Raw genomic sequence first — 24,745 nt, 5'->3', positions numbered from 1 at the left:
GAAACGGGATCCTCTCGGATGCCGTCGGTCTCGCGGGCCGTTGTCTCCTTTGTACTCCGCGCGGGAGTCGAACGGAAGCCCTGTCCGCAGATCTTTACTTTTGCCCTCAACTACGGGCGTACGCCTTGAAACCAGACATCACTCAGCAAACCGCGGTGAGGCCCCGCGAGTGGCGTCAGTAGAGCCTGGCGAGGGCGTCGCAAGGGGTGGTCAGAAGGGGCGGAAGGGGGAGGTCGGGCGCCGCCGGTTGTTGAACCAGACGAACCCGGCTGTCGCCGCGGCGGCCCCCACCGCGACGGCTGTCAGCGCCAACGCCGGGCGGGACGGCATCGAGAGCGAGGGGATGCGCTGCTTGAGCCGGACGGGCCGGGAGAACGTCAGCACCGGCCAGTCCCGGGTGAGTGCTTCCTTGCGCAGTGCCCGGTCCGGATTGACGGCGTGCGGGTTGCCGACGGCCTCCAGCATCGGCAGGTCGGTGACCGAGTCGCTGTAGGCGTAGCAGCGCGCGAGGTCGTACCCCTCGGACTCCGCCAGCTCCCGGATGGCCTCCGCCTTGGTCGGGCCGTAGGCGTAGTACTCGATCTCCCCGGTGAAGCGGCCCTCCTCGACGACCATCCGGGTGGCGACCACGCGGTCGGCACCGATCATCCGGCCGATCGGTTCGACCACCTCGGCGCCCGAGGACGAGACGATCACCACGTCACGCCCTGCCAGGTGGTGCTTCTCGATGAGGGAGGCCGCCTCGTCGTAGATGATCGGGTCGATCAAGTCGTGGATGGTCTCCGCGACGATCTCCCTGACCTGCTCGACGTCCCAGCCGCGGGCGAGCCCGGACAGGTACTCGCGCATCCGCTCCATCTGGTCGTGATCGGCGCCTCCGAGAAGATATACGAACTGCGCGTAGGCAGTCCGCAGCACTGCGCGGCGATTGATCAAGCCACCTTGGTAGAAGGACTTGCCGAAGGTGAGCGTGCTCGACTTCGCAATGACCGTCTTGTCCAGATCGAAGAAGGCGGCTGTCCGAGGCATCGCGAGATTTTCCACGTCTCTGAGCATAGGCGCCCACCATTCGGCGTAAGCTGGGGCGCGTGGGTTTGCCTGAGAAGGCTCTCGGGTACACCATGGAAGTCACGGATCGTTCGCGACCGTGCTAACCCGGCCCGACTCCTCCCCCCCCGAGTCGGCCGTGGGGACGACCCCCGCTCTCCCCCCCGGCGGGGGTCGTCGCATGTCCGGAGGGTGTTTTCCGCCTCGGTCCGCAGTGGCCGGGGCTTTTTTGATCTTCCGGTACCGGACTCCCCGATTCCTCAAAATTGTAACAGAGTGTAATCAAAGGGCTGCTCTCCGATAGTCACTGGTTTGGGTGAGCGAGTTATTCACAGACTCAGGGCTGTCCACAGATTTCGACCATGATCCACAAGTTTTTCCGGTTCGCTGCACCGTGAATCCCGTCGGCGTCCGCAACCGTTTGCGGACGCGAGTGCCCAACTGACGGGGAGGGGCCGGAGCATGGCCGAAAACATTCTGATTGTCACCGAGGACGAGGAACTTCTCGATGACCTACTGCGACTGTGCGCAGCCGCCGGGACGGAGCCACACGTCGCGCACGGCGGCCCGACGAGCCGGGCGGGGTGGGCGGCCTGGAGCGGCGCTGCCTCCTGGGAGCGGGCACCCCTGGTGCTCGTCGGCGACGACTGCGCCGGCGCCACCGGTTTCGGCGACACCCCGGACCCCGGACACACCCCGGACCCCGCACACGCCCTTGGCCCCGGCGCCGCCCCTGCCTCCGGACGCGACGGCACGGCGAGCGCGGGTGGAGCGGTGCCACGGCGGCCGGGAGTGCTGCTGGTGGGACGGGACTGGGACGACCCCGGCGTTTGGGAGCGCGGCGTCCGCGTCGGTGCCGAGAGCGTCGTCCTGCTGCCCGACGCGGAGAACTGGCTGACTGGCCGCATCGCCGATGCCCTGGAAGGAGTCGGTCAGGCGGCGCTGACGGTCGGGGTCGTCGGCGGGCGGGGCGGAGCCGGAGCATCCACGCTGGCCTGCGCCCTGGCGCTCACCGCAGCACGCGCCGGAGAACGCACCACGCTCATCGACGCCGATCCGCTCGGCGGTGGCCTGGACATCCTGCTGGGCGCGGAGCGGACACAGGGTTTGCGCTGGCCGGACTTCGTGGAGTCCCGGGGCCGGGTAGGCGGCGCGGCTCTTGCCGAATCCCTGCCGCGCTCGCACGACCTGAGCCTGCTCAGCTGGGACCGGAGCGATTGTGCCCTGGTCCCCGCCGACGCCATGAAGTCGGTGCTCTCCGCCGCGCGGCGGCACGGCGGCGTGGTCGTCGTCGACCTCCCCCGGCAGGTGGACGAGACCGTCGCGGAAGCCCTGGTGCAACTCGACCTCGGGCTGGCCGTCGTCCCGGCCGAGCTGCGCGCGGTCGCAGCGGCGCACCGGGTGGCGGCCCGGACGCAGCTGGTGGTCCGCGATCTGCGGGCGGTGGTGCGTCCCCCCGGCGGCCCCCAGGAAGCCCGCGGCCACGGCTCCGGGCTGGACGACGCGGAGGTCGCCGGTCTTCTCGGGCTGCCACTGGCCGGGGAGCTGCCCTGGGAGCGCGGCCTGCTGGAGGACATCGACCGGGGCAGGCCGCCCGGCTCCGCGAAGGGCGGCCCGCTGGCCCGCTTCTGCGGCGGCTTCTGGGAGCACGTGCTCAGCGGGGGAGGGGTCGCGGCGTGACCGGCGTGGACAAGAACTTGCGGGGCACCGTCGCGGTGCCGGGCGCGGCGCCGCCGTCCACGGACACCACAGGAGCGGGCACTCGGCTGCTGGATTCGGTGCGGCGCAGCCTCGCCGAGGCCGGAGCCGAACCGACCCCGGCGCGGGTGGCAGCCGTACTGCGGGCACAGGGACGGCTGATGGGAGACAGCGCGGTGCTGGGCGTCGTCGAAGCTCTGCGTTCCGAGCTCGTCGGAGCCGGCCCGCTGGAACCACTGCTGGCGGACCCGGAGGTCACCGACGTGCTGGTGACCGCTCCCGACCAGGTTTGGGTCGACAGGGGGCGCGGCCTGGAGCTCACCCGGGTGCGTTTCCCCGACGCCGCCGCCATCCGCAGACTCGCGCAGCGGTTGTCGACCTCGGCAGGACGTCGGCTCGACGACGCCCGCCCCTGGGTCGACGCCCGACTCCCGGACGGCACCCGGCTGCACGCGGTGCTGCCTCCGGTGGCGGTGGGCTCCACCTGCCTGTCCCTGCGGGTGGTGCGCCCCCGGGCGTTCGGCCTGGACGAACTCGTCGCCGCGGGGACGGTGCCACCCGGCGGAGAGCGGCTGCTGCGGGCTGTGCTGGACGCCCGGCTCTCCTTCGTCGTCAGCGGTGGAACGGGCTCCGGCAAGACGACACTGCTGTCCACCCTGCTGGGGCTGGTCGGCCCGGACGAACGCATCGTCCTCGCCGAGGACTCGGCGGAGCTGCGCCCCGACCACCCCCACGTGGTGCGACTGGAGGCACGCCCGGCCAACCAGGAGGGCGTGGGCCGGGTGGAACTGCGCGACCTGGTACGGCAGGCGCTGCGCATGCGGCCCGACAGGCTCGTCGTGGGAGAGGTACGGGGGCCGGAAGTGACGGACCTGCTGGCTGCTTTGAACACCGGCCATGAGGGCGGCTGCGGCACCGTGCACGCGAACGCCGCCACCGATGTCCCGGCCCGCCTCGAGGCCCTGGGCAGCACCGCGGGACTCGACAGGGCGGCGCTGCACAGCCAGTTGGCGGCGGCGCTGGATGTGATCGTGCATCTGGTCCGGGGACGCGACGGCACCCGCCGGATCGCACAGATCCATGTGCTGGAGCGGGATGCCGCCGGGCTGGTGACGACGGTACCGGCCGCCGTATGGAGCGGCCCGCACGACCGTCGGAGCGCAGCCGCAGCCAACGGATTCGTACCCGAACGAGGCTGGCGGCGACTGGAAGAACTGTGCGCACGGCGCCACGCCGACGACGGCGGGGGCAGCGTCCTCCCTCCCACCGACGTCCCCACCGACGGCGGCACCGACAGGCGGTCGCCTGCGGGAGTGGTCGGCGAGTCGGCCCGTGCACGGAGTGGGGCGGCAGCGGGGCCGTGGCAGCGGTGGGCAGCGGCGCCATCTCAAAGGAGCGTTCGATGACGGGGGCGATCGGCGGAACGGCCGGGACGGAGCCCGCTGTGGCATACGCCGCGTACGCGGCGATGGTGTGCGCGGGGGCAGCGGCCTGGTTGATGACGGGACGGCAGAACGGAGTGCGGCGGGCAAGGCTGTTGCTCGCGGGCGGAGGGGAGGCAGCGGCACGACGGTCGGCCTTCGAGCCGCCCGGCTGGTGGCGGCAGGCCACTGCGGCGACGCGTCGCCGCCTGGGCGAGCGGGCCGGTCCCGAGTGGTGGTGTCTGCCGGCAGGACTCCTGGTGGCACTGCTGGGGCGGTCGTGGATTCCGCTGTTGGCCGCGCTGGCCGCTGTTCCCCTGGTGCGCAGCCGACTGCGGCGGCGCGCCGCCGACCGGGCGGCCCAGGAGCGCGAGGGAGCCGTGGTGGAGCTGTGCGCGGCAGCGGCGGGGGAACTGCGGGCGGGACGGCAGCCCGACGGCGCGCTGCTGGCAGTCGACCGCACAGTGGTGCGGCGCTTCGGGGACGAGGGCGCAGCGGTTCTGGCCGCGGCCCGGTTCGGCGGTGACGTACCCGGGGCGCTACGGCAGGCGGCACTGCTGCCCGGCGCCGAGGGGCTGGCCGGGGCAGCAGCCTGCTGGCAGGTGGCGGTCGAAGGCGGGGCGGGTCTGGCCGAGGGGCTGGAGAAAGTGGCCGCAGCAGTGCGCGCCCGAGGAGAGCAGCGCGAGGAGTTGCGGACACAACTGGCCGGTCCCCGCTCCACCGCACTGGTGCTCGCGCTGCTGCCCGTCTTCGGACTGGCCATGGGCGCGGCCATGGAGGCCGATCCGTTGTGGATCCTGCTGCACACCCCTGCCGGTTTCCTCTGTCTGACGGTCGGACTGTTGCTGGAGTGGGCCGGGCTGCTCTGGGTCGCCCGCATCGTGCGCTCCGCCGAAGGCGCCGAGGAACCTGGAAAGACGAGCGAGGCGAAGCCGACGGACCACGGCGCGAAGCCGACGAGGGACGGGGCGGTACCGACGAAGGGCGGGATGGCGTCGACGGAGCGAGCGGCGGGCCCGACGGGGAGTTGGTCGGGGTGAGCGTCGGGTGGGCGGAGGTTGTCCCCAGGGTGTGGATGTGGGGCCCGGCCGTAGTGGCGGTGCTGGCGACGGCCTGGTGCGTGCGGGGGGTTATGGAGGTGGTCCAGCGGGAGAGGGCAGTACGCCGACGAGCACATCTGGTGTGCGGTCCGGCGAGGGAAGCCGCGAGGGGAGGCGTGGTGGCGGGGGAGCCACCGGGCCGGGGCCGCTGGTGGGCGGCCGGACGGAAGTGGGAGGCAGCGCTGGGGACGAGGCGGGTGCGGGAGGGCGCGGGCGTCGCTGGTTCCGGGGTGCTGGGGGTGTTGTTGATCGGTGGCCCGGTGGGGTGGGTGATGGGCGGTGCGGCTGCCTGGGGCACCTGGCGATGGCTGCGGCGGCAGGCCGATGCGGAGGACGCCCGGAGCGCGGCGGAGCGGGCCGCCGAGGCGCAGCTGCCGTTGGCCGCGGAGCTGATGGCCGCCTGCCTGGCGGCGGGTGCCGGCCCGGAACGAGCGGCGGAGGCCGTCGGGGGCTCGCTGGGAGGCACGTTGGGAGATCGGCTGGTGCGGGCCGCGACGGAGCTGCGCCTGGGTGCCGAACCGGCGCTGGTGTGGGGCCGGTTCGCGGAACGGCCGTGGGGAGTGCAGTTCGCCCGGTGCATGGAGCGGGCGGGGGTGGCCGGGGTGCCGGCGGTGGAGTCCGTGACCCGGCTGGCGGCCGAGCTGCGCGGCGGTCGGGCGCGGGCCGCCAGCAGCCGCGCGCGACGGGCGGCGGTGCTGGTCACCGGGCCCCTGGGGCTGTGCTTCCTGCCGGCGTTCCTGACGGTCGGTGTGGTGCCCGTACTGCTGGGGCTCGCACGGTCGCTGTGGTGAGCCTGCCGGAAGAACGCCGGAACCAGATCGGCAGCAGACGCCAGCGGGCCGACGGCAGATCAGCAGAAGAGCCGGCAGAAGAGTGGCAGAAGAGCCGGGTGTGAAGTGAGGAAGGACATGGCGGTGTTGGCGAAGATGCGGCGGCGGTTGCGGGAGAGGGCCCGGGCGGCACGGAGGGCATGCGGGGACAGGGGGATGAGTACGGCGGAGTACGCGATGGGCACGCTCGCGGCGGTCGCCTTGGCCGCGGTGCTCTACAAGGTCGTCAACAGCGGCCCGGTGGGTGCCGAGTTGCAGGGGCTCGTCGAGCGGGCACTCCGTGCGCCGTTCTGAGCGGACCGTGGCCGGTGACGTCGGCCCCGGAGACGTGGGCCGGGGCCCGGGTCGGGACGTGAGGCGGGGCGAACGGTTACGGAGGAGCGATCCGTGCGCGGGCTATGTGACCGCCGAGGCGGCCGTGGTGATTCCGGCACTGGTGCTGCTGGTGGCCGGGCTGCTGTGGGGGCTGATGGCCGCGGTGTCGCGAATCCAATGTGTGGACGCTGCACGAGCCGGGGCCCGGGCGGCGGCCCGGGGCGAGCCCGAGGGCGCCGTGGCGCGAGCTGTGCGGTCGGCGGGGCCGCCCGGTGCCCGGGTGGAGATGACGAGGGAGGGCGAACTGGTGAGGGTCGCGGTGCGGGCGAGAACGGTCGGCCCGGGACCGCTGACGGTGGAGCTGCGGTCGGAGGCGGTCGCCTTGGACGAGAGGAGGGCAGGGGGTGGCGAGGCTCCGTAGCGACCGGGGGTCGGCCTCGGTGTGGGCGGCGCTGAGCGTGGTGGTGCTGTGCGGAGTGTTCGCGGCGGTGCTGGGGTTCGGACAGGCGGTGTACGTACGGCACCGGGCGGGTGCCGTCGCCGATCTGGCGGCGCTCGCGGCAGCCGAGCGGGCGGCGGCGGGCCCCGCACGGGCCTGCGCGGCGGCGCGCCGGGTGGCGCGGGCACAGGATGCGCGGGTGGCCCGGTGCGCGGTCCGGGGAGAGGTCGCGGACCTGGACGCGGGGGTGCGCTGGGGTCCGTACAGCTCACGGGTCCGGTCCCGCGCGGGCCCGGCCGACGAACCGCGTGACGGTCCGCCCCAGCGGGGCGACGGCTCGGAAGGCGAGCTCGGGGACGGTTCGGCCGGGGTGGAGGAGGGACGTCAGGTGGCGGAGCGGAGAAGCTCGGTGAGGAGCCGGATGGCGCCGCGCTTGTGGAGTGGGTCGTTGGCGTTGCCGCACTTGGGCGACTGGATGCAGGAGGGGCAGCCCGCCTCGCACTCGCAGGCGGCGATGGCGTCACGGGTGGCGGTCAACCACGCGCGGGCGGTGTGGAAGGCCCGTTCGGCGAAGCCGGCCCCGCCGGGCTGGCCGTCGTAGACGAAGACGGTGGGAAGGAGGGTGTCGGGATGCAGGGCGATGGAGACACCGCCGATGTCCCAGCGGTCGCAGGTGGCGAACAACGGCAGCATGCCGATGGCGGCGTGCTCCGCGGCGTGCAGCGAGCCGGCGAGGATCTCCGGGTCGATCCGGGCGGCGTCGAGCTGGTCCTCGGTGACGGTCCACCACACGGCGCGGGTGCGCAGGGTGCGGGGCGGCAGGTCCAGCTTGGTCTCGCCGAGCACCTCTCCGGTGATCAGACGGCGGCGCAGATAGGAGACGACCTGGTTGGTGACCTCGACGGAGCCGAAGCACAGCCGGGCCTCGCCCCAGGGGACCTCGGCCTCCGTCTCCAGCACGGCGAGCGAGGTGGTGGCGCGGGCCATCGTGGTCCAGGGCGGGCTGGCTTCCTCGACGAGCGCGGCGCGGTCCTCGAGGTCGAGCTGTCGCACCACATAGGTACGGCCCTGGTGCAGATGGACCGCGCCCTCGTGGACGGTGGTGTGCGCGGCGCCGGCGTCGACGGTGCCCAGCAGTCGGCCCGTGCCGGCCTCCACCACCTGCACCGGCTTTCCGCCGCTGCCGCGGATGTCGGTCAGATCGGCGGCGCGCTCCTTGCGGGTCCAGTGCCAGCCGGAGCTGCGGCGGCGGAGCAGCTTGCGCTGTTCGAGCTTGCTCAGCAGCTGCGCGGTCTCGGGCCCGAAGAGGTCGAAGTCGGCCTCGGTGAGCGGGATCTCGGCTGCGGCTGCGCACAGGTGGGGAGCCAGGACATAGGGGTTGTGCGGGTCCAGGACGGTGGACTCGACGGGGGTGCGGAAGACGGAGTCGGGGTGGTGGACGAGATAGGTGTCCAGCGGTTCGTCCCGGGCGATCATGATGGCCAGCGCCCCCTGACCGGCCCGCCCGGCCCGGCCGGCCTGCTGCCAGAGGGAGGCGCGGGTGCCGGGATAACCGGTGATGAGGACGGCATCCAGCCCTGAGATGTCGATGCCGAGTTCCAGCGCGTTCGTGGCGGCGAGCCCCAGCAGCTCGCCGGTGTGCAGTGCCCGTTCCAGGGCACGCCGTTCCTCGGGCAGGTAGCCGCCGCGGTAGGCCGCGATCCGCGAGGACAGCCCACCTCGCCGACCACCCGCCGACACCACGCCGCCCGGGCCGGACCCTGCGGCCCCGTCCCCGCCCGGGCCGGACCCCGCGGCCCCGTCCCCGTCCGGCACCGCAGCGCCGACCTCGTCCGGCACCGTGGCGGCGACCTCGGCCGCCCCGGCCCCGCCGGCCCCGTCGGCCCCCGTCGGGGCATCCTCGGCGGTGCCGGGTCGGCGGGGGGCGGGGACGGCGGCCAGGCGGTCCTGTGCGATGAGGGAGATCAGCTCGGCACCGCGACGGGAGCGGACGAAGGCGACGGTGCGTACGCCCTGGGTGGCGAGGTCGGTGAGGAGCTCGGCGGCCTCGGCGGTGGCGGTGCGGCGGACGGGGGCGCCGCGCTCGCCCTCCAGCTCGGTCAGCGGCGGCTCCCACAGCGCGAAGACGGTCTCACCACGGGGGGAGGTGTCCTCGGTGATCTCGACGGGCCGTACCCCGGTGAGCCGGGCGGCCACCTCGCCCGGCGCGGCCGAGGTGGCGGAGGCGAGCAGGAAGACGGGCTCGGAGCCGTAGCGGGCACACAGTCGGCGCAGTCGGCGCAGCACCTGGTGCGACGTGGGAGCCGAAGACGCCGCGGTAGGTGTGGCACTCGTCGATGACGACGTAGCGCAGCGCGCGCAGGAAGGAGGACCAACGGCTGTGGCCGGGCAGCAGGCCGCGGTGGAGCATGTCGGGGTTGGTGAGCACGTAGTTGGCGTACAGCCGTACCCATTCGCGCTCTTCGACCGGTGTGTCCCCGTCGAAGACAGCGGCCCGTACCGCCGTGCCCAGGGGGGCGGCCAGATCGGTGACGGCGCGCCGCTGGTCGGCGGCGAGCGCCTTGGTGGGGGCGAGATAGAGCGAGGTGGCGCCGCGGCCGTTCGGGGCCTCCGAGCCGTCCAGCAGAGTGCTCAGTACGGGGACGAGGTAGGAGAGGGATTTCCCGGAGGCGGTGCCTGTGGCAATGATCACCGACTCGCCGTCCAGGGCGTGCGCGGCGGCGCGGGCCTGGTGCTCCCAGGGGCGGTCGATGCCCGCGTGTTGCACGGCATCGATCACTTCCGGACGGATCCGGTCGGGCCATTGCGCATGGCGACCGTTTCGCGGGGGCAAGTGCTCCGTATGGGTGACACGCCCGGCGCGGTCCGGCCCCCTGGTAAGACGAGCCAGCACATCCCGAGGGTCGCCGCTGGAGGCCGAGCGGCGGGGCTCGACTCGCGGGCGTACGCTCGCGGACCGGGTGTGCTGTTCGTTGGCCATCGGTACCGAGTGTGTCACTGGCGAGGCGGACAATGGCCGCAAGGCGTCGTCCTCGCCTGCTGGTAAGTGATTGAATGCCTCTGCGGCTGCCGATCCGTCCCCTGTCCTTTGGGGGTACCTCCCTCCGTCAGGGCAGGGGGAGGGAGAACCGAGGGGGCTGACCGCTCGATAGCAAGGTGCTGGAGGATCCGTGGACCTGTCCCTGTCGACCCGTACCGTCGGCGATCGCACGATCGTCGAGGTCGGTGGCGAGATTGATGTATACACCGCGCCCAAGCTGCGCGAGCAACTGGTCGAGCTCGTAAACGACGGCAGTTACCACCTCGTCGTGGACATGGAGGGCGTCGACTTCCTCGACTCCACCGGGCTCGGCGTGCTCGTCGGCGGGCTCAAGCGGGTGCGTGCCCACGAGGGCTCGCTGCGCCTGGTCTGCAACCAGGAGCGCATTCTCAAGATCTTCCGGATCACCGGTCTGACGAAGGTGTTCCCGATCCACTCCTCGGTCGACGAGGCCGTAGCGGCCACTGACTGATGTGCGGGCCGTCGGTCCGCCCCCGCGTGGGGTGGTCCGGCGGCTTGCCGGTTGACTGGTGGGCGGCCGTCGGGGTCGGGCTCCGAGCCCCGGACGGACCACACAGACACTCAGGGAAGACCGAGGGGGATGGCATGGCCACCGTTGAGCTGCTCTTCAGTGCGCTGCCGGAGCACGTCCGTACGGCGCGGCTGGTGGCCGCCGCCGTGGCGCGGCGGGCCGGGGTCGACGAAGCCGTGCTCGACGAGGTGCGGCTGGCCGTCGGCGAGGCGTGCACGCGTGCCGTGGGGCTGCACATGAGCCATGGCATCGGCAGCCCGGTGCGGGTGTCGCTCATCGAGGACGAGAAGAAGTTCTCGATCGAGGTGGGGGACGAGGCGCCGCACCGGCGTTTCACCCTGCCCGGCGGCACTCTGGGCGCCGGTGCCTCGGGGCCGCCGCAGGCCGGAGCCACGTCCGACGCCAAGGCAAAGGCCACGGCCAACGGGAACGGCAACGGTCCCGTCGGCGGGGGCGGCGGTCTGGTGGAGGCCGAGGGAGCGCTGATGCCCGGTGCGCGGGACGAGATCCCCGAGCCGGTACCCGAGGAGGACGAGGGCGACGGCGAGATGGGCCTCGCGGTGATCAGCGGGCTGGTGGACGACGTCGAGGTGACGACCGACGAGAACGGCGGCGTCATCCGGATGAGCTGGCCCACGACGGAGCCCGTCCTTCCCTGAATCCCCTGAGCCCCCTGAGCCCCCTGAGTCTTTAGTGCCGGGGGCGCCCCTTCGCCGCCCCCTGACCGGGCGCCCTACCCCACCCCGCCGGCAGAAGCGCCGGACTGCTGGCCCGGGACCGCAAGCCCGGGACCGCAAGCCCGGGACCGCAAACCCCGGATCGCGAGCTCCGCATCGCAAGCCCCGGCCCATAGGCGCCGGGTCTACCGTGACGTCCCTGTGCCCCTTACCGGGGCCCCTGTGCCCCTTACCGGGGCCCCTGTGCCCCGTACCGGGGCCGTAGGTGGGCCATGTCCTCGTCCCGGGCCCCGGAGTCCCGGAGCTCCGCAAGCGCGCCCCGAAGCGGGAGGGCCGCAACTCGGGACAGTCTGTGCCGGGCCGAAGCACGTCCTCCCCGGAACTCCCCCTGAAACTCCACATCCTCACCCGTCATACCCCGCCACATCGAGGCGAGCCCTGGGCGGGGTTCTGGATCTTCGGTCACCCCTTCGCGTGCTTTTCCGCGATCTTCATTTCCGATCTTCGTAAGACCTCGTTCGGTATTTCTGACCAGCACCTAAACCAGTCGTACCGGATTTCTTCGTTCACTCGATAGATCGTTTTCCCGGGGTCAGTTGAATTTGCACATTCCCTCGTGCGAGCGAATTACCCGCTTCCCGTACGGCTGATCTTCGCCGATCCCGGCGAATTCTCGCTGCTGCGCTCTGTTTTGATCTAGTGGCGCTCCCTACAATCCGTCCACATCTTTGCAGCAGGACGCCTGAGCGTGCTTGCGCGCGCCCATGTGCCAAACGTCAAGGAGGACGAATGGCGGGGCATCTCAGCCCACTTCACCACCCCCAGCACCTCGCGGACGCCGCAGAACTGACCAGTGGCAACCGGGGACTCGCGATCGTGATCGCGGTTGTCGCGCTCGCAGCGCTCGGCGTCGCCATGGTGTTGGTACGACAAGTGCTCGCCGCGGGCGAAGGCACCGACAGCATGAAGAAGATCGCTGCCGCCGTTCAGGAAGGCGCGAACGCCTACCTGGCGCGGCAGTTGCGCACCCTCGGCGTATTCGCGGTGGTTGTCTTCTTCCTGCTCATGCTGTTGCCGGCCGATGATATGGAACAGCGGATCGGCCGTTCGTTGTTCTTCCTGGTCGGGGCGGGTTTCTCAGCGGCCACCGGTTATATCGGCATGTGGCTCGCGGTACGCAGCAATGTGCGTGTGGCTGCTGCTGCGCGTGAGGCGACCCCGGCGCCGGGTGCGGCGGAACCGTCCGGTGATCTCACCGCCGTTTCCCACAAAGCGATGAAGATCGCTTTTCGTACCGGTGGTGTCGTCGGAATGTTCACCGTCGGGCTCGGCCTGCTCGGTGCCGCGTGCGTGGTGCTCGTCTACGCGGCCGACGCACCGAAGGTGCTGGAGGGCTTCGGTCTCGGTGCCGCGTTGATCGCGATGTTCATGCGAGTCGGCGGCGGCATCTTCACCAAGGCCGCCGATGTCGGCGCCGACCTCGTGGGCAAGGTCGAACAGGGGATTCCCGAGGACGACCCGCGCAACGCCGCCACCATCGCGGACAACGTCGGCGACAACGTCGGTGACTGCGCCGGTATGGCGGCCGACCTGTTCGAGTCGTACGCGGTGACGCTGGTGGCCGCGCTCATCCTGGGCACGGCCGTCTTCGGCAACGAGGGATTGATCTTCCCGCTGATCGTTCCCGCCATCGGGGTGATCACCGCCATGATCGGGGTGTTCGCCGTGGCGCCGCGCCGCACCGACCGCAGCGGGATGACGGCGATCAACCGCGGCTTCTTCATCTCGGCCGTGATCTCGCTGGTGCTGGTGGCCATCGCCGCGTTCGCGTACCTGCCCTCCAGCTACGCGGACCTCAAGGGCGTCTCCGGTGACGACGCGCAGGAGATCCTCGGACACAGCGGTGATCCGCGCGTCCTGGCCATCGTGGCCGTCGCCATCGGCATCGTGCTCGCCGCCGTGATCCAGCAGCTGACCGGCTACTTCACCGAGACCTCCCGCAAGCCCGTACGGGACATCGGCAGGACCTCGCTGACGGGGCCGGCGACCGTCGTGCTGTCCGGCATCTCGCTGGGCCTGGAGTCGGCCGTCTACACGGCCCTGCTGATCGGCCTGAGCGTCTACGGAGCCTTCCTGCTGGGCGGCGGCACCGTGATGCTGGCGCTGTTCGCCGTCGCGCTGGCCGGCACCGGGCTGCTGACCACCGTCGGCGTGATCGTCGCGATGGACACCTTCGGTCCGGTCTCCGACAACGCGCAGGGCATCGCCGAGATGTCCGGCGACGTCGAGGGCGCGGGCGCGCAGGTGCTCACCGACCTGGACGCGGTGGGCAACACCACCAAGGCGATCACCAAGGGCATCGCCATCGCCACGGCCGTGCTCGCCGCCGCCGCGCTCTTCGGGTCGTACCGCACCGAGTTGGCGCACGCGCTGGCCGACGCGGACCAGGAAGCGGGCAAGATGCTGGAGCTGGTGGACATCGCACAGCCCAGCACGCTCGTCGGGCTGATGTTCGGGGCCGCGGTGGTCTTCCTCTTCTCGGGGCTGGCCATCAACGCCGTCTCCCGCTCGGCCGGTTCGGTCGTCTACGAGGTGCGGCGGCAGTTCCGGGAGCGCCCCGGCATCATGGACTACTCCGAGAAGCCGGAGTACGGCCGGGTCGTGGACATCTGCACCAAGGACGCGCTGCGCGAGCTGACGACGCCGGGGCTGCTGGCCGTGATGGCGCCGATCCTGGTCGGCTTCACCTTCGGGGTGGGCGCGCTGGCGGCGTTCCTGGCGGGCGCGATCGGCGCCGGCACCCTGATGGCCGTCTTCCTCGCGAACTCGGGCGGCGCCTGGGACAACGCGAAGAAGCTGGTGGAGGACGGCCACCACGGAGGCAAGGGCAGCGAGGCCCACGAGGCCACGATCATCGGCGACACGGTCGGCGACCCGTTCAAGGACACCGCGGGCCCGGCGATCAACCCGCTGCTGAAGGTGATGAACCTGGTGGCCCTGCTGATCGCGCCCGCCGTGGTGCAGTTCAGCTACGGCCAGGACAAGAGCGTGGGCGTGCGGGTGGTGGTCTCGATGGTGGCCGTGGCGGTCATCGTCGGCGCCGTCTACATCTCCAAGCGCCGGGGTGTCGCCGTGACGGAGGAGAGCCCGGCCGAGCGGACGATCAAGCCGCCTCAGCCTCCGGCCGATCCGGCGGACCCGGTGGATCCGGTGGCTGCCTCCTAGCCACCTGACGGCGTCACCTGACGGCCGCTCACACCGATGGGCCGGCACGGCGACAGCTCGTGGCGGCAGCCGTACGCGGCAGCCGTACGCGGCAGTCGCACAGCGGCAGTCACGTAGGAAAAGTCACACGGCGAAAGCCGCACAGCGGAAGTCGCACAGCGAAAGCCGCACAACGAGAATCGCACAACGAAAGTGGCACAGCGTAAGTCAACCGGTGGGCGGGCGGGGCGTTTTGACGTCCCGCCCGCCGCTGTGTGTGCCCGGCTCGCTCCCGTCGGATGCTCCGCGTGCCCCCGTCGGGTATCGAAGAATGTCTGCAATGTCGCACCACGCTGTTGGTGCAAATGGCTGCAATAGTAGACATAGGGTTCTTCCGGCTCGCCGCCACTCCCTCCCTGGCGTGTATGTTCCGGGCCGAACAGCCATGGAAGGGACCGATCCGGTGAACAAGAAGCTCGCGGCGGCGCTGTCCAGCGGTGCGGCGCTCGTGCTCGCGCTGACTGGTTGCAGCGACGACAGTGGCAAGACGGACGACTGGGCCAAGCAGGTCTGCGACGACCTCCAGCCCCAGCTCAACAAGATCGATCAGGCCAATGCCTCGATCGCGGAGGCCTCACAGGCGAGCAAGCCGCCCGAGGAGGTCAAGAAGGCCGACGCCGCCGGATTCCAGAAGGTCTCCGACGCCTACAAGGCGATGGCACGTGCGGTCAAGAAGGCGGGCGCTCCGCCCGTGGACGACGGCGAGAAGCTCCAGAAGGACGCCGTCAAGGAGCTGAACCGCATCTCCGGCGAGTACCAGGAACTCAAGGTCGCCGCCGAGAAGCTGCCCACGGGCGACAAGTTCGACGAGGGCCTCGACAAGCTGGCGGCCAAACTCAAGTCCCTGGGGCAGAGCGGCGACAAGGCGCTGCAGCGGCTCCAGAAGGGCGAGGTCGGCAAGGCGATGGCCAAGCAGGAGAGCTGCAAGAAGACGGGCGTCACCAAGGACGGGTCCTGAGGACGCGGTCACCCACGCCGTCGAATCCCTGCCTCGTCGAACCCCACGCCGTCGAAGGCTTCTACGTCGTCGAAGGCCCCACAGGCCGTCGAAGGCGTCCTGATGCCCATGAAGGCGCGATCCCCCATGCCCCCGAAGGCAAGGCGGCCCGGGAGCGAAGGAGAATGGCGCGGGTGAGCACTGACGCACTTCCCGAGCCCACGACCGAGAGCACCCGCCGACTGCGGGAGGCGCTGACCGCGGCCGGTTTCACCGCCGACGGCCTCCTCGACGTACTGGGCGCCTCCGCCTACGCGGCGCTCGCCCGTGGTGAGACCGTCCCGGCGCTGCGCGCCACCCGCGGCGGGGGCCCGTTGGAGACGCTGACGCGGCTCTTCCTGCTGCAGCAGGCGGTGCCGTACGGCAGCGCGCGGGCCGTGCTGCCCGTCGACGAGGCGCTGTCCGATCGCTGGCTGGAACGGGCGCCGGGTGCGGACCCGTTCCAGGGCGACGCCGCGGCCGCCGCCGACGGAGCGACCAGCACCCCCGCGGCCGCCGGCACCCCCGCGGCCGCCGGCACCCCCGCCGCCGTACGCGCCACCGTCGATGTGCGCCCCTACAGCGGCCCGGGGGGCGAGGACTGGTGGGTCGTCAGCGACCGGGGATGCGCGGTCGGCGGTGCCGGCGGCGTGGGCGGTCCGCGCGAGGCCGGTGAGGGGAGCCCAGGCCAGGACGTCGTACTCGGCGTCGGGGGCGCTTCCACGACCCTTGCCGGGCTGATGGTCCCCACTCCTGTCGCTCGCGCGCTCGACCTCGGCACCGGGTCGGGGATCCAGGCGCTGCACGCCAGTCGTTTCGCGACGCACGTCACCGCCACGGACGTCAATGCGCGCGCGCTGCGGTTCGCGCGCCTGACCCTGGCGCTGTCGGGTGCCCCGGAACCGGAGTTGCGGGAGGGCTCGCTGTTCGAGCCGGTGGCGGACGAGGAACCGTACGATCTGATCGTCTCCAACCCGCCCTTCGTGATCTCCCCGGGCGCCCGGCTCACCTATCGGGACGGTGGCATGGCGGGGGACGACATGTGCCGCACCCTCGTCCAGCAGGCGGCCCGCCAGCTGGCCCCGGGCGGCTACTGCCAGCTGCTGGCCAACTGGGAGCACCAGGAGGGTGCGGACTGGCGCGAGCGCGTCTGCGGATGGGTGCCGCCCGGGTGCGACGCGTGGATCGTCCAGCGGGAGGTCCAGGACGTCACCCAGTACGCGGAGCTGTGGCTGCGCGACGCGGGGGACCACCAGGGCGACCCGGCCGCGTACGCGGCGCGCTACGACGCCTGGCTGGAGGAGTTCGCGGCGCGGGGCACCACGGCCGTCGGTTTCGGCTGGGTCGTGCTGCGGCGCTCGGACGCCGAGCGCCCCTCGGTGCTCGCCGAGGAGTGGCCGCACCCGGTCGAGCAGCCTCTCGGCGAGGTGATCCGGGACCACTTCGAGCGGCAGGACTTTCTGCGCCGTACGCACGACGGGGCGCTGCTGGAGCACCGCTTCGTGCTCGCGGACGAGGTGGTGCAGGAACAGGTGGGAGCGCCGGGCGCGGAGGACCCCGAGTACGTGGTGCTGCGGCAGAACCGCGGGATGCGGCGGGCGACGACGGTGGACACGGTCGGTGCCGGGTTCGCCGGGGTGTGCGACGGGACGCTGAGCGCGGGGCGGATCCTGGACGCCATCGGCCAGTTGCTCGGCGAGGACCCGGCCGAGCTGCGGGCGCGGACGCCGGAGTCGATCAGGCTCCTGGTCGAGCAGGGGTTCCTGTCGCCGGTGCTGGACTGACGGCGGCCGTACCGCGGTACGGGTCAGAGCAGATTGCGGGCCACCGTCCAGGCGACGGCCGCACTCAGTACGGCCACTTTGCCGCGGGTGGTCATACGGGGCGCGTAGCGGCGTCCGCGCAGCCCTTCGTAGAGCCAGCGCCCCGACAGATAGCAGGCGACGGGCAGGCCGACCGTGAGCAGTGCGGCGTTGTCGTGCAGGGCGGCCGCCAGGTCGCCGTGCATCAGGTCGTAGGCCATACGCGTGCCCCCGCAGGCCGGGCAGAGCAGCCCGGTGGCCCAGTTGAAGGGGCAGCGCGGCAGCCAGGCGCCGGACTCGTGGGGGTTGGTGCCCCACAGGTAGCAGGCGCCCGCCAGGCCCGCCGCCGCCGTGGCGAGCGGCGGGGCGGCCGGGTGGGAGAGGGCGGCGCGGAGTCGGCCCACGGCAGCAGGGACGTTGGTTATCGCCATGTGGCCAGTGCCTCCCCTCGTGTCGCGTCGCCCTCCCCCGGGGCGTGCGAAGCCTCAGCCACGCAGAATACGGCCCTGGGCGTCGGTGCGGCTGTCGCTGGTCAGGAACATGATTCCGTCGACCAGCGCCCAGATGCCCATCCCACCGCAGGTGAACAGCTGGGCTATGCCCATGCCGATGTGACCGGTGTAGAAGCGGCCGATGCCCAGACCGCCGATGAACAGCTGGAGCACACCGGCGACGATCTTGGACTTGTCGGAGAGCGGACGCCCGTACGGGTCGTAACCGTACGGCGCGTTCGGATCTCCGGTGTACTGGCCGGGAGGGACGGCGCCCATCGGCTGCTGCTGCGGGTAGCCGTAGCCCGGCTGGCCGGGCTGCTGCTGGCTGTACGGGTTCTGGCCCGGCTGCTGCGGGTAACCGTAGCCGGGCTGATTCGGGTCGGACACAAGACCTCCGAGGTCGAGCGGTACCTGGTGATGTGCCCCCGACATGTTGCCAGAGCCTTCCGGCGGCGGGACGGCTGGTTGTCGGGTTACCGTTCGAGTGGCGTTGCGGACTTTTCCCGTTTGACATGGGGGCGGGAGGTACCGTCACACTCCGCAGCGATAGCAATGCAGCGATATTGATACCGACTCATACCGAACCTGATACCGAACCCGATACCGACCGGAGAGAAGAGCAGAAGTTGTCCCCGACCCACGAGACAGCAAATGGGGGGCGCCGACTTGTGATCGTCGAGTCGCCTGCCAAGGCCAAGACGATCAAGGGCTATCTCGGCCCCGGCTACGTTGTCGAGGCCAGTGTCGGGCACATCCGCGACCTCCCGGGCGGTGCGGCCGAGGTTCCCGCGAAGTACAAGGGCGAGCCCTGGGCCCGCCTCGGCGTCAATGTCGACCACGATTTCGAGCCGCTGTACGTCGTCAACAGCGACAAGAAGGACCAGGTCAAGAAGCTCAAGGAGCTGCTGGCCGAATCCGACGAGCTGCTGCTGGCCACTGACGAGGACCGCGAGGGCGAGGCCATCGCCTGGCATCTGCAAGAGGTGCTCAAGCCCAAGGTCCCGGTCAAGCGGATGGTCTTCCACGAGATCACCAAGGACGCCATCCAAAACGCCGTCCGTAACCCTCGCGACCTCAACCAGCGGCTGGTCGACGCACAGGAGACCCGCCGCATCCTCGACCGGCTGTACGGGTACGAGGTCTCACCCGTGCTGTGGAAGAAGGTCATGCCGCGGCTGTCGGCGGGCCGGGTGCAGTCCGTGGCCACCCGGCTGGTCGTGGAGCGGGAGCGCGAGCGCATGGCGTTCCGCTCCGCCGAGTACTGGGACCTGACCGGCACGTTCGCGACGGGGCACGCGGGGGATGCCTCGGCGGGAACGGGTGCCGCGGGAGACCCGGGTACGTTCGGCGCCCGGCTGACGACGGTGGACGGCCGCCGCGTCGCACAGGGCCGCGACTTCGGCTCCGACGGGCAGCTCAAGGACCCGTCCGCGGTGCTCCACCTGGACGAGGAGGGCGCCCGCGGCCTGGCCGCCGCGCTGGAGGACACCGACTTCGCGGTCCGCTCCGTCGAGTCCAAGCCCTACCGCCGCTCCCCGTACGCGCCCTTCCGTACGACCACCCTCCAGCAGGAGGCGAGCCGCAAGCTCGGGTTCGGCGCCAAGTCCACCATGCAGGTGGCGCAGAAGCTGTACGAGAACGGCTTCATCACCTATATGCGTACGGACTCCACGACGCTCTCCGACACCGCCGTGTCCGCGGCCCGCGCCCAGGTGACCCAGCTCTACGGCGCCGACTACCTGCCGGACAAGCCGCGCACCTACGCCGGCAAGGTCAAGAACGCGCAGGAGGCGCACGAGGCGATCCGCCCCTCCGGCGACCGCTTCCGTACGCCCGCCGAGACGGGGCTGACCGGCGACCAGTTCAGGCTCTACGAGCTGATCTGGAAGCGGACCGTCGCCTCGCAGATGAAGGACGCCGTGGGCCAGTCGGTGACGGTGAAGGTCGGCGGTCGCTCCGCCGACGGCCGGGACGCCGAGTTCAGCGCCACCGGCAAGATCATCACTTTCCACGGCTTCCTCAAGGCCTACGTGGAAGGCGCCGACGACCCCAACGCGGAGCTCGACGACCGCGAGCGGCGGCTGCCCCAGGTCGCCGAGGGCGACCCGCTGCGCGCCGCGGAGATGTCCGTCGACGGCCACGCCACCAAGCCGCCGGCCCGCTATACCGAGGCCACGCTGGTCAAGGAGCTGGAAGAGCGGGAGATCGGGCGTCCGTCCACCTACGCCTCCATCATCAGCACCATCCTGGACCGGCGCTACGTCTTCAAGAAGGGCACCGCGCTGGTGCCGTCCTTCCTGAGCTTCGCCGTGGTCGGGCTGCTGGAGAAGCACTTCGGCCGGCTCGTCGACTACGACTTCACCGCCAAGATGGAGGACGACCTCGACCGCATCGCGGCGGGCAGCGCCGAGGCCGTGCCGTGGCTGCGGCGCTTCTACTTCGGCGAGGGCGGCGAGTCCGCGACCGGTGAGGCCGCGGCAGCGGGCAACGGCGACGGCGACCACCTCGGCGGGCTCAAGGAGCTCGTCTCCGACCTCGGCGCGATCGACGCCAAGGGCGTCTCCTCCTTCCCCGTCGGCGAAGGCATCACCCTGCGTGTCGGCCGCTACGGTCCGTATGTGGAGGGGCCCAGCGAGAAGGAGGGCGAGCCGGGCCGGCGCGCGGACGTCCCCGACGACCTGCCCCCGGACGAGCTGACGGTCGACTACGCCAAGGAACTGCTGGACAAGCCCAGCGGCGACTTCGAACTGGGAACCGACCCGGAGTCCGGCCGCCCGATCGTCGCGCGGGACGGGCGGTACGGGCCGTACGTCACCGAGGTGCTGCCCGAGGGCACGCCGAAGACGGGCAAGAACGCGGTCAAGCCGCGGACCGCCTCCCTGTTCCGCTCGATGTCGCTGGACACCGTCACGCTGCAGGACGCGCTCAAGCTGCTGTCGCTGCCGCGTGTCGTCGGCGTCGACCCCGAGTCCGGCAACGAGATCACCGCTCAGAACGGGCGCTACGGGCCCTATCTGAAGAAGGGCACCGACTCGCGCTCGCTGGAGAGCGAGGAACAGATCTTCAACATCACGCTGGACGAGGCGCTGGAGATCTACTCCAAGCCGAAGCAGCGCGGCCGTGCTGCGGCCAAGCCGCCGCTCAAGGAGCTGGGGAACGATCCGGAGACGGAGCGCCCCGTGGTGGTCAAGGACGGCCGTTTCGGTCCGTATGTGACGGACGGCGAGACGAACGCGACGCTGCGGCGGGACGACGACGTCGAGACGATCACCCCGGAGCGGGGCTTCGAGCTGCTGGCCGACAAGCGGGCGAAGGGCCCCGCGAAGAAGAAGACCGCAGCCAAGAAGACCACCGCGAAGAAGACCACCGCGAAGAAGACGGCCAGCAAGAAGACGGCTGCGAAGAAGACCGCGGCGAAGAAAACCACGGCGACGAAGACGGCGGCCAAGAAGACGGCTGCGAAGAAGACGGCCACCAAGAAGACGGCCACCAAGAAGACCGCCACCAAGAAGTCGGCCGCCGAGTAGTCGGCCGCCGAGAAGTCCGCTTCTTCGGAGAACACTTCACAGGAGTGACCCCGAAGGCGCCGCTGAGCAGCGGCGCGCATACAGATGTTCGGGTACGGAGCCGGGGTGTCGGTCGCTCCCTATACGCTGGCGGGATGAAGTCTTCGCCCCCAACTGCCCCGGACGACGCCCTCGCCGCGGAATCCCGAGAGGGTGCCGTGACCGCGTTGCTGCGTTTCCCCCCGCTGCGGCGGCTGTGGACCGCGCAGTTCACCAGTGGGATCGGCGACATGCTTGGTCTCCTGGTGCTGCTGTTGCTGGCGATGCAGGCGGCAGCCGTGCGTGGCGTGGCGGGGGACCCGGTGTTCGGCGGCGGGTACCGCGGGATGGCACTCGTCGTGGCCGCCGTCTTCGGCTTGCGGCTGCTGTCCACGCTGCTGTTCGGCGCCGTTCTGCTGGGTCCGATCTCCGCGCTGGTCAGCGGTGCCCAGGAGAGCGGCAAGAACGCGAAGGACGAGAAGACCCCGGAGAGCGCACAGAGTGCTCAAGCCCCGGAGAGCGCACAGAGCGCTCGCAGCGGGAGCGGGAGCGGGACCGGTGAAAAGGCCGCAGCGAGCGAGAGCGGCAGCGGGAAGAAGGTCCTCGACCGGCGCTGGACGCTGTTCGGAGCCGACGCGCTGCGCGCGCTCGCGCTGATCGTCGCCCCGCTGTGGATCGACTGGACGCCCGGCAGCGCGTTCTTCGTACTCCTCGCCTCCGTCTTCGTGGCGGGCGCGGCCGAGCGGATCTCCACCGTCACCAGGGACAGCGCGGCCCCCGCACTGCTGCCGGCCACGCCGCCCGAGGGCGCCGCCGTACGGCCGCTGCCGGACCACCACGAGGCGCTGCGCCGACTGTGGCTGCGGTCGGGCTTCGTCGCGCTGCCGATCGCGGCCGCCGGACTCGTCGTCGTCACGCTGATCAGCAACCTGTTCGGTACGGGTATCGACTGGTTCGGCTCGCACCAGGCCGCCCTCGCCTCGTACGTGGCGGCCGGGCTCTTCGCGGCCGCCGCCGCCATCGTCTACTTCCTCGAACTGCCGGACGGGCGGACCCCGCGCCCCCGCTCCCCGCTGGAGGGGCTGCGCAGGCCCAGGACGACCGAGGGCGGACCGGACAAGGGCCGCACCGGAGCCGTACCGCTTCTCGTCGCCGCGGGCGGGGCGATCGGCGGCGCCGTCGCGGCGGCTGTCGCGCTCGCTCCGCTGCACGCCGCCGACCTCGGCGGTGGCCCCGTCGCCTTCGGACTGCTGGCGCTGATGCTGACCGGCGGCACCGTCGCGGGCATCCGGATGGCGCCGTACACGGTGCCGTCGCTCTCCCGGCGCCGGCTCCTCGCACTCACCATCGGGCTGACCGGCATCGTGCTGCTGGCGGCCGGACTCGTTCCCGACACCGCGACCGTCATCGGGCTGGCACTGCTGGCCGGGCTGGGTGGCGGCATCGCGGCGAACACCCTGCACACCCTGCTCGATCAGGAGACCGAGGAGTTCCGTCGCGTCCGTACGACCGAGCACCTGCAGGCGGTGGTACGGCTGTCGCTGGCGGTGAGCGCGATCGTGGCGCCCGTGGTGGCCGCGCTGATCGGGCCGCACCGGGTGGAGAACGGCTCGTTCGTCTTCGACCACGGCGGCGCCTCGTTCACGCTGATGCTGGTGGGCGCGCTGCTGCTGCCCGTCGGCGCGATCCTGCTCGGCCGCACCGACGACCGGCAGGGCGTACCGCTGCGGCGGGACCTGCTGGAGGCGTTCGGCGGCGGCCCGCTGCGGCAGGCACCTGCCAAGAACGGCTTCTTCCTGGTGCTGGAGGGCGGCGACGGCGCGGGCAAGACCACACAGGTGGAGGCGCTGGCCGAGTGGATCAGGGCCAAGGGGCACGAGGTCGTCGTCACCAAGGAGCCCGGCTCCACACCGGTGGGCAAGCGGCTGCGCTCCATCCTGCTGGACGTCTCCTCGGCCGGGCTCTCGCACCGCGCGGAGGCACTGCTGTACGCCGCGGACCGCGCCGAGCACGTGGACACGGTGGTCCGCCCGGCGCTGGAGCGCGGGGCCGTGGTGATCTCCGACCGGTACGTCGACTCCTCCGTCGCCTACCAGGGCGCCGGACGCGACCTGTCCCCGAGCGAGATCGCCCGTATCAACCGCTGGGCGACCGAGGGACTGGTGCCGCATCTGACCGTGCTGCTCGACGTACCGCCCGAGACGGCGCGTGAACGGTTCACCGAGGCGCCGGACCGACTGGAATCCGAGCCGGCCGAGTTCCACCAGCGGGTGCGCGCCGGATTCCTCACCCTCGCCGCCGCCGACCCGGCCCGCTATCTGGTCGTCGACGCCGCGCAGGAGCCGCAGACCGTCACCACGGCCGTCCGGCACCGCCTCGACCAGGTGCTTCCGCTCTCCGAGGCCGAGAAGAAGGCCCAGGAAGAGGCTCGTAAGCGGGCCGAGGAGGAAGCGCGCAAGCGGGCCGAGGAAGAGGCCCGCCGCAAGGCGGAGGAAGAGCGCAAGGAGCGCGAGCGCAAGGAACAACTGGAAAAGCTCCGCCGCGAGGAGGAGGAGCGCAAGCGCCGCGAGGCCGAGTTGGCGCGCCAGTTGGAAGAGGCCCGGCGCGCCGAGGAGGCCCGTAAGCGGGCCGAGGAAGCCCGCCGGATCGCCGAGGAGGAGCGCGAGCGCCGCGAGGCCGAGCAGCGCGCTTACGAGGAGGAGCAGGAGCGGCTGCGCAAGCGTGCCGAGGAGGAGAAGCGGCTGCGGGCCGAGGCCGAGGAGCGCCGTCGGGAACGGCAGCGCAAGGCCGAGGAAGCGCTGCTGAAGGCCGAGCAGGCGCGGGCGGCGGCTGCCGCGGAGGCGGCGGCCAAGGCCGAGGCGGAAGCGGCGGCCAAGGCCGAGGCGGAGGCGGAGGCTGCCGAGCGGGCGCAGCGGGAGACGGCGGAGGCTGCGGAAGCAGCGGAGGCCGCGAAGGCTGCGCAGGCGTCGAAGGCAACGAAGGCAACGAAGGCTGCCGGGGCCGCGAAGGCTGCTGGGGCCGCGAAGGCTGCGGAGGCTGCCCAGGCTGCGGAGCTCGCTGAGGCGGCGGAGGGGGCGGAGCCTCCCGAGGCCGGAGCTGCGGCCGAGGAGGCCGCACCCTCGCCCGACGGGTCGGAGGCCGACACGGCGCAGATCCCCCAGGTCCGTCCGCAGGACGAGAAGGCCGCCGGACCGGACGCGGAGGACACCACCCAGTTGCCGCGCCCCGAGGTGGCGTCGCCCGAGGACGAGACGACGGTGCTGCCGCGCGTCTCCGAGGCGGACGACACCCGCGAGACGGCGGTTCTCCCACAGGTGCCCGAGTCCGCCTCCGATCCCGACGACCGCACGCGCGAACTGCCGCAGGTCGAGGAGACGGAGCGGCGCCCTCGCCCCTCCTGGGCGGAGGACCCGCTCGACGACGCGCCCACCCTCGCGGACAAGCTGCTGGGCCCGCGCGAGGACGACGGCGACGGCGGCGAGGACCACCGACGCCGATAGAGCGCTGACGGTCCGGCCAGGCGCCACAGCACCTGGCCGGACCACCTGCACCACCTGCACCACCT

The 24,745-nt window shown here is 71.6% G+C and carries 16 protein-coding genes and 2 pseudogenes; 14 read left to right on the top strand and 4 right to left on the bottom strand.

Going from position 1 to position 24,745, the window contains the following annotated elements; genetic code table 11:
- Positions 1 to 210: 210 nt before the first annotated feature.
- Complete coding sequence (locus KBY19_RS14335; RefSeq protein WP_185017777.1) at positions 211 to 1,056, bottom strand: HAD family phosphatase; 846 nt, start codon at positions 1,054 to 1,056, stop codon at positions 211 to 213.
- Between the two features lie 453 nt (positions 1,057 to 1,509).
- Between KBY19_RS14335 and ssd the strand changes: the two genes are divergently transcribed.
- The 7 genes and pseudogenes from ssd to KBY19_RS36485 form a co-directional block, all read left to right on the top strand.
- Positions 1,510 to 2,727 (top strand): septum site-determining protein Ssd, encoded by a 1,218-nt coding sequence (gene ssd / locus KBY19_RS14330; RefSeq protein WP_210965897.1) that lies wholly within the window; start codon positions 1,510 to 1,512, stop codon positions 2,725 to 2,727.
- A gap of 35 nt (positions 2,728 to 2,762) precedes the next feature.
- A complete protein-coding gene (locus KBY19_RS14325; protein ID WP_307843513.1) occupies positions 2,763 to 4,151 on the top strand; it encodes a TadA family conjugal transfer-associated ATPase in 1,389 nt (462 codons plus the stop codon).
- Positions 4,148 to 5,206 (top strand): type II secretion system F family protein, encoded by a 1,059-nt coding sequence (locus tag KBY19_RS14320; RefSeq protein ID WP_099883238.1) that lies wholly within the window; start codon positions 4,148 to 4,150, stop codon positions 5,204 to 5,206. Before KBY19_RS14325 ends, KBY19_RS14320 begins: the two co-directional genes overlap by 4 nt.
- Positions 5,207 to 5,385: 179 nt before the next feature.
- Positions 5,386 to 6,057, top strand: a complete 672-nt coding sequence (locus KBY19_RS37230; protein WP_307843512.1) for a type II secretion system F family protein — start codon at positions 5,386 to 5,388, stop codon at positions 6,055 to 6,057.
- A 135-nt stretch (positions 6,058 to 6,192) separates the two neighbouring features.
- Positions 6,193 to 6,390 (top strand): DUF4244 domain-containing protein, encoded by a 198-nt coding sequence (locus KBY19_RS14310; protein ID WP_247690980.1) that lies wholly within the window; start codon positions 6,193 to 6,195, stop codon positions 6,388 to 6,390.
- Positions 6,391 to 6,496: 106 nt separating this feature from the next.
- Positions 6,497 to 6,832 carry a TadE family type IV pilus minor pilin gene (locus KBY19_RS14305; RefSeq protein WP_210957401.1) on the top strand — a complete coding sequence of 112 codons (336 nt, stop codon included), beginning with the start codon at positions 6,497 to 6,499 and terminating at the stop codon, positions 6,830 to 6,832.
- Positions 6,816 to 7,133, top strand: a pseudogene (locus KBY19_RS36485) (Rv3654c family TadE-like protein); the annotation flags it as partial. The gene KBY19_RS14305 and the pseudogene KBY19_RS36485, both read left to right, overlap by 17 nt.
- A 101-nt stretch (positions 7,134 to 7,234) precedes the next feature.
- On the opposite strand, the pseudogene KBY19_RS14295 reads toward KBY19_RS36485, so the two are convergent.
- Positions 7,235 to 9,629 (bottom strand): annotated as a pseudogene (locus tag KBY19_RS14295) (DEAD/DEAH box helicase).
- Positions 9,630 to 10,020: 391 nt separating this feature from the next.
- On the opposite strand from KBY19_RS14295, the gene bldG reads away from it, so the two are divergent.
- The 5 genes from bldG to KBY19_RS14270 all read left to right on the top strand — a co-directional run bounded on the left by bldG (position 10,021) and on the right by KBY19_RS14270 (position 17,123).
- The gene (bldG, locus tag KBY19_RS14290; RefSeq protein WP_016473000.1) at positions 10,021 to 10,362 is read left to right on the top strand and encodes an anti-sigma factor antagonist BldG; all 342 of its coding nucleotides are present in this window, start codon (positions 10,021 to 10,023) and stop codon (positions 10,360 to 10,362) included.
- A 134-nt stretch (positions 10,363 to 10,496) separates the two neighbouring features.
- Positions 10,497 to 11,081 (top strand): ATP-binding protein, encoded by a 585-nt coding sequence (locus KBY19_RS14285; RefSeq protein WP_099883242.1) that lies wholly within the window; start codon positions 10,497 to 10,499, stop codon positions 11,079 to 11,081.
- An 807-nt stretch (positions 11,082 to 11,888) separates the two neighbouring features.
- On the top strand, positions 11,889 to 14,324 hold the full coding sequence (locus tag KBY19_RS14280; protein ID WP_099883243.1) for a sodium-translocating pyrophosphatase: 2,436 nt from the start codon (positions 11,889 to 11,891) through the stop codon (positions 14,322 to 14,324).
- 424 nt (positions 14,325 to 14,748) lie between these two features.
- A complete protein-coding gene (locus tag KBY19_RS14275) occupies positions 14,749 to 15,321 on the top strand; it encodes a small secreted protein (RefSeq protein WP_210957403.1) in 573 nt (190 codons plus the stop codon).
- Between the two features lie 164 nt (positions 15,322 to 15,485).
- Entirely contained in the window at positions 15,486 to 17,123 is a 1,638-nt protein-coding gene (locus tag KBY19_RS14270; protein WP_210957404.1) for a methyltransferase, read from the top strand.
- A 23-nt stretch (positions 17,124 to 17,146) separates the two neighbouring features.
- On the opposite strand, the gene KBY19_RS14265 is transcribed toward KBY19_RS14270, so the two are convergent.
- Complete coding sequence (locus KBY19_RS14265) at positions 17,147 to 17,572, bottom strand: DUF2752 domain-containing protein (protein ID WP_185017782.1); 426 nt, start codon at positions 17,570 to 17,572, stop codon at positions 17,147 to 17,149.
- A gap of 54 nt (positions 17,573 to 17,626) precedes the next feature.
- Positions 17,627 to 18,022, bottom strand: coding sequence for a TM2 domain-containing protein (locus KBY19_RS14260; RefSeq protein WP_180289719.1), 396 nt, complete (start codon positions 18,020 to 18,022; stop codon positions 17,627 to 17,629).
- Positions 18,023 to 18,261: 239 nt separating this feature from the next.
- On the opposite strand from KBY19_RS14260, the gene topA reads away from it, so the two are divergent.
- Positions 18,262 to 21,162, top strand: coding sequence for a type I DNA topoisomerase (gene topA / locus KBY19_RS14255; protein ID WP_210965896.1), 2,901 nt, complete (start codon positions 18,262 to 18,264; stop codon positions 21,160 to 21,162).
- A 134-nt stretch (positions 21,163 to 21,296) separates the two neighbouring features.
- Positions 21,297 to 24,680: a dTMP kinase gene (gene tmk, locus KBY19_RS14250; RefSeq protein ID WP_247690975.1), complete on the top strand. Its 3,384-nt coding sequence runs from the start codon at positions 21,297 to 21,299 to the stop codon at positions 24,678 to 24,680.
- Positions 24,681 to 24,745 lie beyond the last annotated feature (65 nt).

The sequence above is a fragment of the Streptomyces sp. B15 genome (assembly GCF_018070605.1).
GTDB classification, from domain to species: domain Bacteria; phylum Actinomycetota; class Actinomycetes; order Streptomycetales; family Streptomycetaceae; genus Streptomyces; species Streptomyces smyrnaeus.
The sequence above is the reverse complement of the archived record's forward strand: the minus strand, read 5'-3'. Positions and strand labels throughout refer to the sequence as shown.